The 13,702-nt window shown below is 49.8% G+C and carries 12 protein-coding genes; 2 read left to right on the top strand and 10 right to left on the bottom strand.

Translation table 11 applies throughout. The features are described from left to right. From P0Y67_RS20815 to P0Y67_RS20785, 7 genes are all read right to left on the bottom strand, one after another. Positions 1 to 192 (bottom strand): hypothetical protein (locus P0Y67_RS20815; protein ID WP_342393395.1); only part of this gene is annotated, 192 nt, incomplete at its 3' end. A 171-nt stretch (positions 193 to 363) separates the two neighbouring features. Further along, positions 364 to 1,341 (bottom strand): hypothetical protein, encoded by a 978-nt coding sequence (locus P0Y67_RS20810; protein WP_342393394.1) that lies wholly within the window; start codon positions 1,339 to 1,341, stop codon positions 364 to 366. Next, positions 1,338 to 2,327, bottom strand: a complete 990-nt coding sequence (locus P0Y67_RS20805; protein WP_342393393.1) for a DUF2169 family type VI secretion system accessory protein — start codon at positions 2,325 to 2,327, stop codon at positions 1,338 to 1,340. The genes P0Y67_RS20810 and P0Y67_RS20805 overlap by 4 nt, the downstream gene beginning before the upstream one ends. Then, entirely contained in the window at positions 2,308 to 3,645 is a 1,338-nt protein-coding gene (locus P0Y67_RS20800; protein WP_342393392.1) for a hypothetical protein, read from the bottom strand. The genes P0Y67_RS20805 and P0Y67_RS20800 overlap by 20 nt, the downstream gene beginning before the upstream one ends. 14 nt (positions 3,646 to 3,659) lie before the next feature. Beyond that, the gene (locus P0Y67_RS20795) at positions 3,660 to 4,142 is read right to left on the bottom strand and encodes a hypothetical protein (RefSeq protein WP_342393391.1); all 483 of its coding nucleotides are present in this window, start codon (positions 4,140 to 4,142) and stop codon (positions 3,660 to 3,662) included. Further along, positions 4,142 to 6,244 carry a type VI secretion system Vgr family protein gene (locus P0Y67_RS20790; protein ID WP_342393390.1) on the bottom strand — a complete coding sequence of 701 codons (2,103 nt, stop codon included), beginning with the start codon at positions 6,242 to 6,244 and terminating at the stop codon, positions 4,142 to 4,144. The genes P0Y67_RS20795 and P0Y67_RS20790 overlap by 1 nt, the downstream gene beginning before the upstream one ends. 62 nt (positions 6,245 to 6,306) lie before the next feature. After that, positions 6,307 to 6,825 carry an Hcp family type VI secretion system effector gene (locus P0Y67_RS20785; RefSeq protein WP_046222587.1) on the bottom strand — a complete coding sequence of 173 codons (519 nt, stop codon included), beginning with the start codon at positions 6,823 to 6,825 and terminating at the stop codon, positions 6,307 to 6,309. A gap of 450 nt (positions 6,826 to 7,275) precedes the next feature. Here P0Y67_RS20785 and P0Y67_RS20780 point away from each other — a divergent pair, with 450 nt between their 5' ends. Then, entirely contained in the window at positions 7,276 to 8,340 is a 1,065-nt protein-coding gene (locus P0Y67_RS20780; protein WP_342393389.1) for a formylglycine-generating enzyme family protein, read from the top strand. Between the two features lie 274 nt (positions 8,341 to 8,614). Next, entirely contained in the window at positions 8,615 to 9,679 is a 1,065-nt protein-coding gene (locus tag P0Y67_RS20775; RefSeq protein WP_342393388.1) for a formylglycine-generating enzyme family protein, read from the top strand. 44 nt (positions 9,680 to 9,723) lie between these two features. Here the strand turns inward: P0Y67_RS20775 and P0Y67_RS20770 are convergent, their stop codons facing one another. From P0Y67_RS20770 to P0Y67_RS20760, 3 genes are all read right to left on the bottom strand, one after another. Further along, the gene (locus P0Y67_RS20770; RefSeq protein ID WP_342393387.1) at positions 9,724 to 12,213 is read right to left on the bottom strand and encodes a LysM peptidoglycan-binding domain-containing protein; all 2,490 of its coding nucleotides are present in this window, start codon (positions 12,211 to 12,213) and stop codon (positions 9,724 to 9,726) included. Beyond that, complete coding sequence (locus P0Y67_RS20765) at positions 12,213 to 12,809, bottom strand: DUF4123 domain-containing protein (RefSeq protein WP_342393386.1); 597 nt, start codon at positions 12,807 to 12,809, stop codon at positions 12,213 to 12,215. Before P0Y67_RS20765 ends, P0Y67_RS20770 begins: the two co-directional genes overlap by 1 nt. Then, a partial coding sequence (locus P0Y67_RS20760; RefSeq protein ID WP_446728860.1) for a bacteriophage T4 gp5 trimerisation domain-containing protein occupies positions 12,791 to 13,702 on the bottom strand: 912 nt, incomplete at its 5' end. The genes P0Y67_RS20765 and P0Y67_RS20760, both read right to left, overlap by 19 nt.

Here is a 13,702-nt window from a genome sequence, read left to right as displayed (position 1 = left end):
GTCCGGGCATGAAAACATCGGACCTTGATTAATTGTGTGTGAGAAGGTGTATCGGCTATCGGGTTGCTGAATCAGCCCACAATGGCAGTACATCATGATGACGCTCTCCGCAGCGAGTGTGCGCTTATTCGTGCTGTCGGCGGCTGTGCGATAACAGAGCAACGAATAAGCCCGGCATGGCTCTTTTTTCATCTCGGTTCAGTACTTGAACACACTGGGTACGGTCATCAATACGTACAGCGCAAAACCCTATCAGATTGAATACCCTAATCAACTGATTTAATAGCCTCTCCCACCTGAAAATGTCACTTTGTGGTATTGAGCCAAAAAATAATTTCTGTTTTGGCTCATTGAGTTACCGCTTTACGTGACTGCCGTGTTCGGTTCCGACAGGGTTAGCGTCATCATCGCCCGGCTGTCATTGGCCCCGAACAGGAACATACTGCGCACCCGCTGGCTGTCGCTGTGGTACAGCGCTAATGCCAGAGTGGCAAACAATGAGGCTTCACCCAGATAGCCCCACAAGCTGTGGCTGAGCACAAGCTGTTCGGGATTAGTCAGCCGTTCACCTCGGGCACCAATGGCAAAACCGTACTCTTCATTTTGAGATCTCAGGTTGGTCATATCACTGAACAGCAAGCCAAAGTCATCCACGGATTTGCTTTGTTTGCGCAGGGCACCAGACATCAACTGCTCGCCCGCACCCTGCTCGCAGTGCCAGCTGTCCAGTCTGGCCTGTGGCGTTAATTTCAATGCTTCGACCAGGCTGCGCGATGCCAGTACGGCCCCTGCTGCACCCTCGCTGGCGATCACTCCCCAGGGGTGCTGGGAGGTCTGCAGTAAATTACGCTGTGAAAGTGTATCCAGTGCCGATATTGGGGAATCCACAGAAATCGCCATCACCACTTCTTCTTCGTTCAGGCTTTTTAACACATCAGAAAAATGCGTATGTTCTGTGTGGTGACTCAGCACCACCCGGCCAAGTACCTTTTCTAAGCCGCTATCAGGACGCCAGATTTGATACCAGTTATCCAATTGCGACTGCGTGATGGCTTGTGGCATACGCACATATAGCGGTACTGGCGGCAGGCTGCCCGGCAGGTTCACCGCCAGTTGGGTCACCAGCAGGGCCAGCATGGCAAAGTATTTGTCGGCCGTGTTTTCTTCAGCATCCAGATAGGTGATTGGCGCAACCGTCGCTTTGCTGTCGTCATCTGCCACTGCCCGGGTCTCGTACATGTCCAAATCTGCCTGCGCCACGGCAACAGAAATATCCAGGTTGAACCCCGCCGCGGTGACGGCATCGGCGCAAAGAATGTAACGAGCAGCGGATAAACTCATACAACAGCCTTTTCTTCAGAAATAACAGTATTGACTAAGTCAGCCTCCTGTCCCTGACAAGGAAAAGCCGCCGACCAGGTGGCCGTAACAGTCAAAGCATCGGCATCCACGGATAAGGTATGCAGCGCCATGGGTTGCTGGCGCTTTTGACTGCCAAACGCCGCTTCGGCAACAAAAGTGCGCCGCGGTAACGTAAAATAGAGCGTCTCTTCATGACTGAACCCAGAGACGATGATGCGCTCACCGCCAGCCAGTAACCCTTTTGTCTGCTGATCAGCAGGTGCTGACTGGTAAAACGCCGTTGAAAAATCAACAGGATATAACGGTCGGCGTTCGTCTGACCATTTGTCATCAAACGTACCCGCCAGACGGGCACGCGCCGCATCAAAGACAGCCAGCGGACCAAACCCGGCTGGTTGCACTTTCGCGGCATCTGGCTGCCAGTCCTGTTTCAAATAGAACACCGAAGGCACAGGCTGGGTCAGCAAATCCATCGTTTTGTTCGCCACCCCGCAGCCAATCCGGTTACGAGGATCGTCTCCCCCTAAAGCATGGGCATAAGACACCGGACGCTCGATAAAAGGGGCGGGGACAGTGACACCTACCTGACCGGCCTGGGTGATCCATTGCCGATCACCCACTACCGTCAGGGTTTTATCGATATGCTCTTCTATCAGCAAACGGCACTGCACACGGGTCACGGGTTTCTTGCCCAGGCTCCGGGCGTGACCTTTCACCAGCACGTCTGTATTGGCTTTACTGACGACAAAATCCTGATCCGCTACCATGGCGGAGAAACCAGGTTCACCGTCAAACACAGGGGTTGAATAGATCTCTGGCTGCGTCTGTACTGGCTGCCACTGGCCTTCACACTGCTGCCAGCCGGTTTTTAAACACACCACCCATACCGTCTGTCCGTGATGATCACGCGCAAACTGCCCTTTCATGGCGTAAGGTAAATTAGATTCAACGTCCCACAGCTGCATCACGCATCCTCTGGTTATACCGCTCCGATGCAGTAGTGTTTTTAGAAAGTGTATGAATGGCCCGCCGTTGTTTTTCCGGCCAGCTCATGGGGTCATAAGGCACATAAATGCCGCCATTCAGGCATAAATCCTGCCAGACCCAGGTCCGAAACAAGGCAGGCATAGACGCGCTTTTCAGCACATCGATACTGGTGGCATAGCTCAGCGAGCCGCCCATTCTCATCATGGGCACCTGTACCGCTTCCGGCTCAAGATCCTGCCACCAGTGCATCAGAAACTCTGCGGCCTGCTGTGCGTTGTACTTCACGCCCAGATCGGCGACACGAACTGGCACTTGCTCTCCCAGAATCAGAAAAATCGCACTCAGCCACTGCTCCTGCTGTAGTTCATCCTGTGCGCTGAAAAGCGCTTCAATCATCGGCTCCACAGCGAGCGGATCTCCTGCCAGCGCCGCTTTCAGATAAGCGTGTTTGTCATTCCCGAAATCGGGCAGCGTGAACGATTCTGGCAGGCGATTCAAAATGGCGTATTCATCCACCTGCTGAAATGCCTCTTTCTGGGGCAGGATGTCACCACGAAGCCAGGCCACTTTGTCTTTTCGCACCAGCAAATGGGTAAATAAAGACTGAGCAGGATCGCCATGTTCAATCACCCAGTTCATACCGGCCTCGTGCCCTGAACAGGCCAGCTGATGCCGGGCCAGCTCGCTCACTTTCGCCGAGCCATCCCGGATACACTTGGTGGCGAACTCAGCATTGAGTTCATGACGGCGCACCAACGCCCGCATCGCCAGTTCAAACTGTGGGATCTGGCTGATGGCCGCGGACTGCAATGTCTCAATCAGCTGTGTTGATGTCGCCAGAGATACCGTATCCAGCCACACTTGTGGCTGCAGTTTGTCGACTAACAGCAATGACAGTCTTGCCGCGCTCGGATCAAGCGGATCAATCTCTGCTGAGCTCAGCACCCACAGCAGCACCTGGGAATGGGTGTCGGCCAACGGATATACATAGCCAGGCTCAACCCGAAAGAGCGCCACAAACACGGCCATCAACCGAGCCAGTTTCTTGTTCAGCAAATGATAATAACGACTGTCGCTGTCAGGCAAACCGCTGGCTAATGCACGATGACGCTGAGCCAGCAAGAAGCGCACTGCTTCAGCAGCACTATCGGCTTTCTCTCGTGCAAAACCCTGTATACCCGGTGCAGAGGCTTCAGCGCGCTCAACCGCCTGCTTCATCGCCGCGGCCAGCTGCTGCAAATCCTCTTCCGTAAGAATGCTAACACCTGACACTTCAGGCTTAATCTGGCTGATCATTATGTTGGCGCCTATCAGTTAATCGCTATTATCGCACCCTGAATTTTCTGGGATTTTTCCGCCTGGCTGTTGATGTATTTGGCTTCCGTCGTTATCCGGCTGTTTTTTCCGTCGTAGTGCGTTTTGGCACCGTGGCTGGCAACAATCAGCTGCTCTTCAGCTTCAATGCGGATATTTTTCGCTTTCAGCACCAGCTCATCACGCTGTTCAATCAAGGAAAAGAAAATGTCCGTGACCAGAGGCAAATTCGGATCATTACCGATGAATTCAATGCGACACGACAGGGCATTCTGCACAGCTAATTCAAGCTCAACCCGGTTAAACTGGCGGCCAAGCCTGGCAGCCAAACCGGATGGCATATCGCAACCATCAAAGGTGACGCGAACACTGTCCCCTTCAATGGCCAGAATATGGCCGAACCGGGCATGTAAAGGAGCCGGGGATACCCCGGCTTCTGATTCAATCATTAAATGGCTTTGTGTCTGCTGCTTTTGCATTAGTTCACCGATACTTTTCCGCCCTGAACAACCACTTTATCTGAACCATTTATAGAGATAGACGTACCTGTGATCTGGATGGAACCGTCACTGTTGAGCACTAGCTGTGACTGACCGGCTTTAAGTACGATCTTGTCTTTACTGATGATCTGGGTGGTACTCTTTGAATCAGAGGTAATATTACCCGTCACTGTGAGCGTGGAATTGCCCTCAACAGTGAGGTTGTCATCTTTTGTCACCTGGCTTTGCCGCGCTCCGCTCACTGCCAGGGTCTGATTTCCCGCGATATCCAGCTCATCATTCTTGCCGATTGTCGTGGTACGGTTTTCGTTCACCGCCAGTTTGGCATTCTTCACAACCGTCACGCTTTCATTGCTGTTGTATGTCACAGTGACGTCGCCATCCACTGTCTCTGTAAAAGTGCCGTTGACTTCCGTGGTTTTTGTTCCTTTGATCAGTTCTTGCTGATTCTGACCAATTTCGTTGGTTTTATGCCGCGCGACCGTCAGCAGATCATCGTTACCTATGTCTTCAAAACGGTCATTCAGCACCTTCACTGACATATCTTTCTGCGCGCGCAGATACAGCTCTTCATGATTGGTTTCATCATCCAGGCTGATCTCGTTGTACCCTTCTCCTTTATGCGTTTTAGAACGCAAGGTGGTGCGGGTTTTCTTGAGCGGCAAATCATAAGGCGGAAGATGCAGACCGTTATAAACCGACCCGGTGACCAAAGGTTGATCCGGATCACCTTCCAGGAAGCTGACCACCACTTCGTGCCCGATACGCGGCAGGAAAACAGCGCCCCAGTTCGGACCGGCCAGGCTCTGGCTAACCCGTACCCAGCAGCTTGAGTGTTCATCCGACGCACCCAATCTGTCCCAGTGGAACTGGATCTTGATGCGGCCCAGGTTGTCGGTATAGATTTCTTCGTTCGCCGGACCGACCACCACAGCAGTTTGCGGGCCTTCCACAACTGGCGCCGGTAAGGCGGGAGCCCGGTAAGTCATGTCCGCAGGGAATGCGATCACTTCGTTGTGATAGGTGGTGGGTTTATCCCCGGCTTCTTCAGCGTGAGCCTGCGGATCGCTCCCTTCGTGCTTCACTTCCAGCAGAATAAAATCACGGTTCAGAGACTGGCGCGGATGACGTTCCATCAGGAAGCTGTAACCCGGGATCAACCGCATGACACAGGTTGTCGCTTTCAACTCAGTGCCGGACACCTTATGGGCTGATAAACGGAAATCCGACTGCAGCTTACCCTGAGGTTGCTGGCCGTAACGTCCCGGATAACGGTACACGGCCAGATCGGTATAGACCTCGGCTTCATCCGATTCAGGAACATCCGCCATCAGACGGGTTTTAGGCGTTAAGTAGTTATAGTCGTTCTGTGAAACGGCACCGGTGTGCACGCGGGTGGCAAAATCGGCGTCGAAAATATGCTCACGATCCGGCACCCCGCCCGAGTCGGCATGATACAGAATCGGCGTTTGCTCGGCGCCGGGGATCAAGGTGGCGTTTTCGGCAGTGCTGGGCAGCGCGTTGACCAGTTCATTCTTATCCACAATCACCAGTTCATGGCCGCTGTGGGTATGATCGAAGTAATACCACAGGCCATGCTGAGACATCAGACGATGGATAAATGCCAGATCGGTCTCGTGGTACTGCAGAATATATTCCTGCTTCTCGCCCGCATCGGCAAGCATACGTACCGCTGTAACACCGGCTTCTTCCAGCACCGCTTCGATGATGTCATTGATCGTTTGATCCTGAAAAATACGGCAGTCCTGCCGCTGAGTCAGAAACCAGAGATCGGGCACCAACTTTAATTCATAGCGGCTGAACTGACGACCTGTGCCCAGGAAGCGGGCTTCACTGACTGTGCCATGAAAAACACGGGATACACCGCTCCCCTGACCAAACAGTTGCAGCACCCCTGCCTTACGGATAACGTCCTCAAAAGCAATATCTGCATCACGTGAAAGCAATGTGACGTTAATTTCAAAAGGTTGAAACAGACGCTCGGTGATCTTAAATTCTTCAACACGAAATTCGTGTTCTGTTTCTTCGATAGAGAAGGAAAATTGAACCGGATTACTCATTACTTTTACCTGATACAACTATGACAAAAGGGGCCGGAACCGGCCCCCATGAATCGGCGTTATTACGCTTCGCGCGGCGTACGCCAGTCGTCGTTACCTGCAGTACCACAGACTTCGTGAGTCACTTCAATGGCGCGGTAAGTCAGTTTCAGGACTTCTTCAACCACACGGTCAGAAGTCGATGCATCCTGGCAGTGAGCCATACGGGTTTGCATATCAACCAGCAGTGCATCAATCAGTTTGATGGTGTAGTAATGCTCTTGCTTGCCTTGCGTCGAAGTGCGGTAGAAGTTGATGTAAGCTTCTGGCAGCTTCTCACCACTGACCAGGGCGTTGAACAGCAATGGCGAAGTACGGTCTTGCTGCTTAGTCACGATAATTGGACGGTGAACACGCTGACCTGTTGGCTGACCGCTTTGTGGGTCACGAGGAACCGTCAGAACATGGTCCAGTTCCTGAACCAGAAATTCGTCAACGTGCGCTTCCTGCCAAGTGTTACCGACAGAATCTGCCGTGTAAGCATCTTTCGTAATGTGGCCCTGAGTTTCACCGTGGATAGACATATAAGCTGGAGTTGGCATAATCACTTTCCCTTAAATTTTAATCATTTCGATAAGTAGAGCATAACGCTGCTCTTTGCGATGATTGATATATAGCAACCACCGTGCCAACTTTAAAAACACATCAAAAACAAACAGTTACGATTTTTCGTGAATTTTAAACTCATTTTTGTTGCCAACTTTTTGGAAAATTTTCTAATTTCTTAGCAGCTCATATCTAAATTTTTGTTATAGAGGCCTTGCCTACTTTCCTGTCACCGGATTCAATTTTTCCGTTTTCTATTCGCTGTGCTCTTCAACAAGCAGCCCCGCTACATAAATCGTCCTAATATTAATTATCAATTTTTAATCAAAATCACCAAATTCATTTCATTGCGCACTTGGTTCAAGAAATACGGGTTCATAGGCTTTGCAGTGTTATTGTTTTAGGCACTTCGGTAGACTAAGGCACTAAAAATAAAGGATGCCCGCATGAAATTTTACAGGCTAGGACTTGCATGTACGCTGCCATTATTAGCGGCCTGCAATGACAACAATTTCCCCATCAAAATCTCCAGTGAAACCGTCTCTCAACAGCAGCTTGATACCATAGTTACTAATATCGAAAAGCGTTACCCTGAGGCGACCCAGGAACAAAAACAAAACGCCGCCGACGTGGTGGTACATGCCATCGAGAATCTGGTGTTTGTTGAAGGCGGTAGTTTTGAGATGGGGGATTTTGGTGCCCCTTGTGAAATCCCCAGCCGTACAGTCAAACGGATGGACTGGTCTCCGGATGCTGAATGCTTGAGTTCACCGTTTAGTCAGGAGACAGGTGCTAATCATTTGCATAAAGTCACACTCGATGCCTACTCAATCGCTAAATTTGAAACGCGATTTATTGATATGGAGTGGATGCGCCTGATTAATGGATTACCTGTGGCCAAAGAGAATTCGCGTGATGGGTCGATTGTTCAACGGGATTCTGAACGATACAAACTGCTAATAACCACAAGAAAAAACTATCCAGCTAGTGCCAAAGCATGGCAGGAAGCCAAAGATTATTGCCAGTGGCTCGGTCATATCAGTGCAATCCCCTTCGACTTACCCACCGAAGCACAATGGGAGTATGCTGCCCGAAGCCGTGGCCAATATTACTATTTTGCCACTAATAATGGTTACCGTCAGGTACGCGGGGATAACTATTTCAATCCTGAGACAGAGTATTATATTGAGTACACTGAAAATGATGCCAATGCATCAACCGATATCGAGGTCATCGACAAATTTTATCCGAACCCTTTAGGGGTTTATGGCATGACAAATCAGGTCAGTGAATGGGTGAATGACTGGTACTCCCCCGACTATTATCAGATTTCTCCGGAACTCAATCCCAAAGGCCCGACATCCGGCTCGCAAAAGGTTCAGCGCGATGCGACAGGAATAACAATGACGTTCTCCCGGATTTATAATGATCCGGTCGAAAAAGCCTATTATCCAAGCACCAGCTTTCGCTGTGCTCTTCAACAGACAAAACCAGCGATTGACCCGTCCTGATAGGGTTGACACTTTTAAGTTTTAAGTCTCAAGCCCCTTCCGGGGCTTGAATTATGCAGTTTGTGTCTCGCTTTCCTGATGGCGTTGAGCGAACTGTTGGTTAACTTGTGTTCTTTTACTGGCTCAGCCGGGTGGGACTTCAAGTAGATTTCTTTTTATCCATTGTGAACCTTATTCAAAAAACACCTGTGAATTTCCTGATTTAGCAGCCAGTTTTGTGTTTTTGTTTCTGGGGTTTCGGTACACTAAGACACTAAAAACAAAGGATTTCAGCATGAATATTTACAGGCTAGGACTTGCATGTACGCTGCCATTATTAGCGGCCTGCAATGACAACAATTCTCCCATTAAAATCTCCAGTGAAACCGTCTCTCAACAGCAGCTTGATACCATAGTTACTAATATCGAAAAGCGATATCCTGAGGCGACCCAGGAACAAAAACAAAACGCCGCCGACGTGGTGGTACGTGCCATCGAGAATCTGGTGTTTGTCGAAGGCGGCAGTTTTGAGATGGGGGATTTTGGTGCCCCTTGTGAAATTCCCAGCCGTACGGTCAGCCGGATGGACTGGTCTCCGGATGCTGAATGCTTGAGTTCACCCTTTAGTCAGGAGACAGGGGCTGCCTTCCTTCATAAAGTCACACTCGATGCCTACTCAATCGCTAAGTTTGAAACGCGCTTTATTGACATGGAGTGGATGCGCCTGATTAATGGATTACCTGTGGCCAAAGATAATTCGCGTGATGGGTCGATTGTTCAGCGGGATTCGGAACGATACAAACTGCTAATAACCACAAGAAAAAACTATCCAGCCAGTACCAAAGCATGGCAGGAAGCCAAAGATTACTGTCAATGGTTAGGGCAGGTCAGCACATTGCCCTTCGACTTGCCCACCGAAGCACAATGGGAATATGCTGCCCGAAGTCGTGGCCAACATTACTATTTTGCCACTAATAATGGTTACCGTCAGCTAAGCGGGGGGATCTATTTCGATCCTGAGACAGAGTATTATATTGAGTACACTGAAAATGATGCCAATGCGTCAACCGATATTGAGGTCGTCGACAAATTTTTTCCGAACCCTTTAGGGGTTTATGGCATGACAAATCAGGTCAGTGAATGGGTGAATGACTGGTACTCCCCCGACTATTATCAGATTTCTCCGGAACTCAACCCCAAAGGCCCTGCATCTGGCACACAGAAGGTTCAGCGCGATGCGTTAGGAACAACAATGACGTTCGCCCGTATTTATAGAGATCCGGTCGAAAAAGCCTATTACTCAGGTGTCAGCTTTCGCTGTGCTCTTCAACAGACAAAACCAGCGATTGACCCGTCCTGATAGGGTTGACACTTTTAAGTTTCAAGCCCCTACCGGGGCTTGAATTACGCAGTTTGTATCTCGCTTTCCTGACGGCGTTGAGCGAACTGTTGGTTAACCTGTGTTCTTTTACTGGCCAAAGCCTGCCCACTCAGTGGGGTATAGGGTTCAACAGTCACCAGAGCACTTTTTTCCTGCTCAGCCAGTTTTCCGACCCAACGGTTAAAGTCGGATTGTTGGCTGCCATCCAGTATGGCGTTAATCCGGGCGAGGTTATCAAACATAATTTGATCTCCGCTCATTTTTTTACCTGCAGAATTCATACGCTGCAAGATTTCCTCAAACTTATGCCAGCTGTAAGTACTTTCTTTCAGCAGCTTATGAATTGCCCATTCCTGCTCTTCGTTAAAACTCCAATAAAACGCTTCGACTAATATATCCAGCATACTTCCTATCGCTTCGGGAAGTAATTGGTTAAAAGGAATACCTGCACTCGTCGTATTGTTTAAAATCCGTTTGGCAAGAATATTGGCTTTTCGTTGACGATCTTGACTTTCATCAAACTTCATTTTCCAGGTTGATATCTGATCCCCTCCAGCTTTCAGTGTTTTGAGCAATGCTTGATTCGGGTCTCGAATCAAGTCACTGGCAAACGCAATCATGGTTGCGTCCACCAAATACCCATATGCATCCTCATTAATATTTTCTAGCACTCGATAATCCACATGCTGCAGCCCCTGCCAGATAATTTTCGCCAGCTCCCACAACTGCTCCATATTAATCATGGCGCCAAAACCACCGCCGCCACCGATACCCCAAACCAATTGCCCGGAACATTTGAGGTAGAATCGTCCTCCGATCAGAGCGAGCTGGAAATCGGCGCTGAATCCCGCCCCGGCAGCAACATTGCCCTCAAGCTTCACGTCAGCGAGCACCTGAAAATTGAAGGTGTTTTCATCTTTCGGGGGTTGCCATTCCAATCCTCCCGAAATTTGGCCGCTGGCCTGTGCCCCCGCGAACCCTTGTGCTTTAAAGCCGACATCCCCCGTCGGGGCCCTGTCTAAATCAACTCTGGGAGTAAACATCACCCCAGTACTTGCGCCATCCTCTTCCGGCCGCCCAATCTGAACTCTGCCATCGAGCATCACGCCAACAAAGCAGCCTAATGTGACTTTCCCCTGAAGGCGAAAGCAGCCAAATGAGTAAGTAGCATCGCGCCCATTACTATCCTTATAGTGCAGCTTCACTGGAAATCCAGTTTCAGAAGGGAAGAATAAACTCGCTTCTGTTTTGGCTTCGGCCAGTGAAAAGCTGGCTTCCCCGCCAATCCCTAAATCAATTTTTCCTTTCGTAGGTTCAAATGTTGTAGAAACACTGGCTTGTGCCCCCCAACGAAACAACTGTGCTTCAGCGCTTACCGCAAAAACCGTATCTCCATCTTCATCCAGGTAAGGCTGAGTCGCTTTCCATTCTTTAAATTTATCGCCATCCGCTTTCCACTCAACAAGCTTACCTTCAACTTTTAAATTCTTTTGTTCAGCCTTAATATCGTCTCGAATCGCACTGCCGAAGCCCTTATAATCTCTTTGCTCCAAGGCATTCATCGCATGACTATTTCGGGCCACGCGTTTCCAGCGCCTGACTTCACGCTCGTGAAACCGAGAACGGATATAGACATGACGTGTTTGATTAATGGAATAAACTTCCACGATATGTTCACGAATATGCTGAGTCGTATATTTTTTCTTTGTCTTATTCATTTTATCCATCGCCACCCCCGACTTTGTGGTCGACTGAGGTGTGACGGCTTTCATCTCGAGCGTCTTGTAATAATCGATCTCAGTTTGAATCTGGCTCAGAATTTCCGCTCTGAGTGTTTCAATCGAGCTTTCACCAAACCAATCATCCCGATATTGCGCTACAAAACGGCGACGATTTTCGAGTGATTTCAGCATCGCCTTCACCCGTTCCTGATTGGGATTGGGCTGCGGACGGCGGGCCTTCATCTGTGCCACTTTGCGTGTAGCACGATTGGGCACTTTGTTCTCAGTTGCAAAAATTCCGGCGTGTCTCGCATCTTCCAGCCAAGCTTCTCTGGCCTGTGCATGCTGTTCCAACTGCTCACGCGTCACACCTTCACCTTGTGGTGCGCGCTCAACTAAAGCTTTGTAATCCTGTAATAAGCGATCTGTAATTTTGGTTTCTTCTTCCAGCAATTTCGAAGCAGTTTCATCCAGAATCCAATATTCCAGCGGACCGTCTCCGGTCACAAACACTACATCGTGCACCTCACTTGGCTGACACAAAGGCGGAGAAACCAGTGGACCCGTGGCCTCCAGCGGCCGCAGGTCAGACACGGGGGCCACAGAATAAGTAGGCTCAGCTGGCTCAGTCTGGCTCTCGTCAGGTAACCGAACTTGTTCGCCAACCCGAATAAAATCCGGATTTCTCTGATACTGAGGGTTCAGCTCCAGCAGGGTGCTAAAATCAACTTTCTCATCAATGGCAATTTGCAGCAGGGTATCATTCGGTTTGACGGTATAACTTCGACTCATCAGGCTGTTTCTCCTTGCCATTGTTCCGCGATAGACATCATGGTGTTTATTTGATCATCTGACATAACCCATCCCTCACCTGAGGCAGTATCCACCGCATGGCTGTGCCAATCTGCCAAAAGCCAATATTGATCAAACCAGTGAATTCGATGGAGTTTGGGGAAAAACTGTTTTCGTTGTTCAGAAGACATTGAACCAACCAACATCAATAGCTTGCGGGGCTCATAAAACCGAATGACCGCATCAGCCTGGCCACGTGAGACGATCAACCTTTCACGCAATGACTCTGTCAGTTCTGACAAAGAAACTGTGCCTGGCGCAACCAGCAAACAACCGCAAGGTGTCGACTCGAGTTGAGCCATCAGTCTTTGCCATAATGGTAGGTTTTTTGTCAAAGAAACCAGTAGCGGTCCATTATCCAAATACGAAAAACGCGTCTTGGAAAAGAGTGATACCGCTTCATCTTCAGAGAACAACGCTTGCCAGTCAGGCCATAACAACGGCTCAAACAGCAAATAAGTGTTTTGATCTAAAGCAGGTAACATTGGGTTGGCTTGCTGAATCTGCCATTCCGGTTTTAACGGTGCAATTGACATGTTTTCCCTCTTCCGCATTCACAAAGTTCCATCATTAGTGCGCCTTCTTCAATCATGCTCTGATAGACAGCAGACGTGATCACGGGTGGCTTTAATCGTGCAATCGATAGTCCGATCGGGCTGAGGGAGCTCACCCCTTGATTGCTGCCAGCGGCGGCGCCAGGATTAATGTCGACCTTACCCCCTTGCAGTGCCACGTCACTCACGCCGTTGAGCGTAATGGCCGTGCCGTAAAATTCGATCACACCGCTGCTTTTCAGCACCAATCCGGCAGCACCGACTTCCACTCTGATTTCATCAGCAGAAACAACCGCAGCTTCTCCTTCTGCACGGATTGAAGTATCGCCTTTGGTTTCGATATGAAAATCGCCCCCGACCGTCAGTTGATCGCTCCCCCCGACTGAAGTGGTACGGGACGCGAGGATCACCGTGGTCAGATCCGCACCAATCTCAAGCGTGTCGTTTTGACCAATCTGAACCCGTCGGTGTGCTTCCAACTGACGGTGCTGGTTACCAGCGACACTGACAACTTCGTTGGCCTGATAATTCACCGTGACATCCTGATCGACCTGTTCGATCAATGTCTTTTCGTTGAGTGACGTTTTATTCCCGTGAATCAGTTCTTTCCGATCTCCCTGCACTGCAATTTCACGGTGCTGTACAACCTTCAGTTCGTCATCCTGTCCGATATGGCTGAAGCGGTCATGCAGTACCAGCGTGTTCATATCTTTCTGCGCACGCAGATACAACTCTTCATGATTGGTTTCATCATCCAGACTGATCTCGTTGTACCCTTCCCCTTTATGCGTTTTAGAGCGCAAGGTGGTGCGGGTTTTCTTGAGCGGCAAATCATAAGGCGGAAGATGCAGACCGTTATAAACCGACCCGGTGAC

Origin of the sequence: Photobacterium sp. SP02, from assembly GCF_038519165.1 — a bacterium.
GTDB lineage: Bacteria > Pseudomonadota > Gammaproteobacteria > Enterobacterales > Vibrionaceae > Photobacterium > Photobacterium halotolerans.
Note: the sequence above shows the minus strand (reverse complement) of the source record. Positions and strands in the feature narration are given on the sequence as shown.

Coding starts and splice junctions, on each gene's coding strand:
- P0Y67_RS20810 (WP_342393394.1), bottom strand. CDS start 1,341: ATGAGTTTATCCGCTGCTCGTTACATTCTTTGCGCCGATGCCGTCACC.
- P0Y67_RS20805 (WP_342393393.1), bottom strand. CDS start 2,327: ATGCAGCTGTGGGACGTTGAATCTAATTTACCTTACGCCATGAAAGGG.
- P0Y67_RS20800 (WP_342393392.1), bottom strand. CDS start 3,645: ATGATCAGCCAGATTAAGCCTGAAGTGTCAGGTGTTAGCATTCTTACG.
- P0Y67_RS20795 (WP_342393391.1), bottom strand. CDS start 4,142: ATGCAAAAGCAGCAGACACAAAGCCATTTAATGATTGAATCAGAAGCC.
- P0Y67_RS20790 (WP_342393390.1), bottom strand. CDS start 6,244: ATGAGTAATCCGGTTCAATTTTCCTTCTCTATCGAAGAAACAGAACAC.
- P0Y67_RS20785 (WP_046222587.1), bottom strand. CDS start 6,825: ATGCCAACTCCAGCTTATATGTCTATCCACGGTGAAACTCAGGGCCAC.
- P0Y67_RS20780 (WP_342393389.1), top strand. CDS start 7,276: ATGAAATTTTACAGGCTAGGACTTGCATGTACGCTGCCATTATTAGCG.
- P0Y67_RS20775 (WP_342393388.1), top strand. CDS start 8,615: ATGAATATTTACAGGCTAGGACTTGCATGTACGCTGCCATTATTAGCG.
- P0Y67_RS20770 (WP_342393387.1), bottom strand. CDS start 12,213: ATGAGTCGAAGTTATACCGTCAAACCGAATGATACCCTGCTGCAAATT.
- P0Y67_RS20765 (WP_342393386.1), bottom strand. CDS start 12,809: ATGTCAATTGCACCGTTAAAACCGGAATGGCAGATTCAGCAAGCCAAC.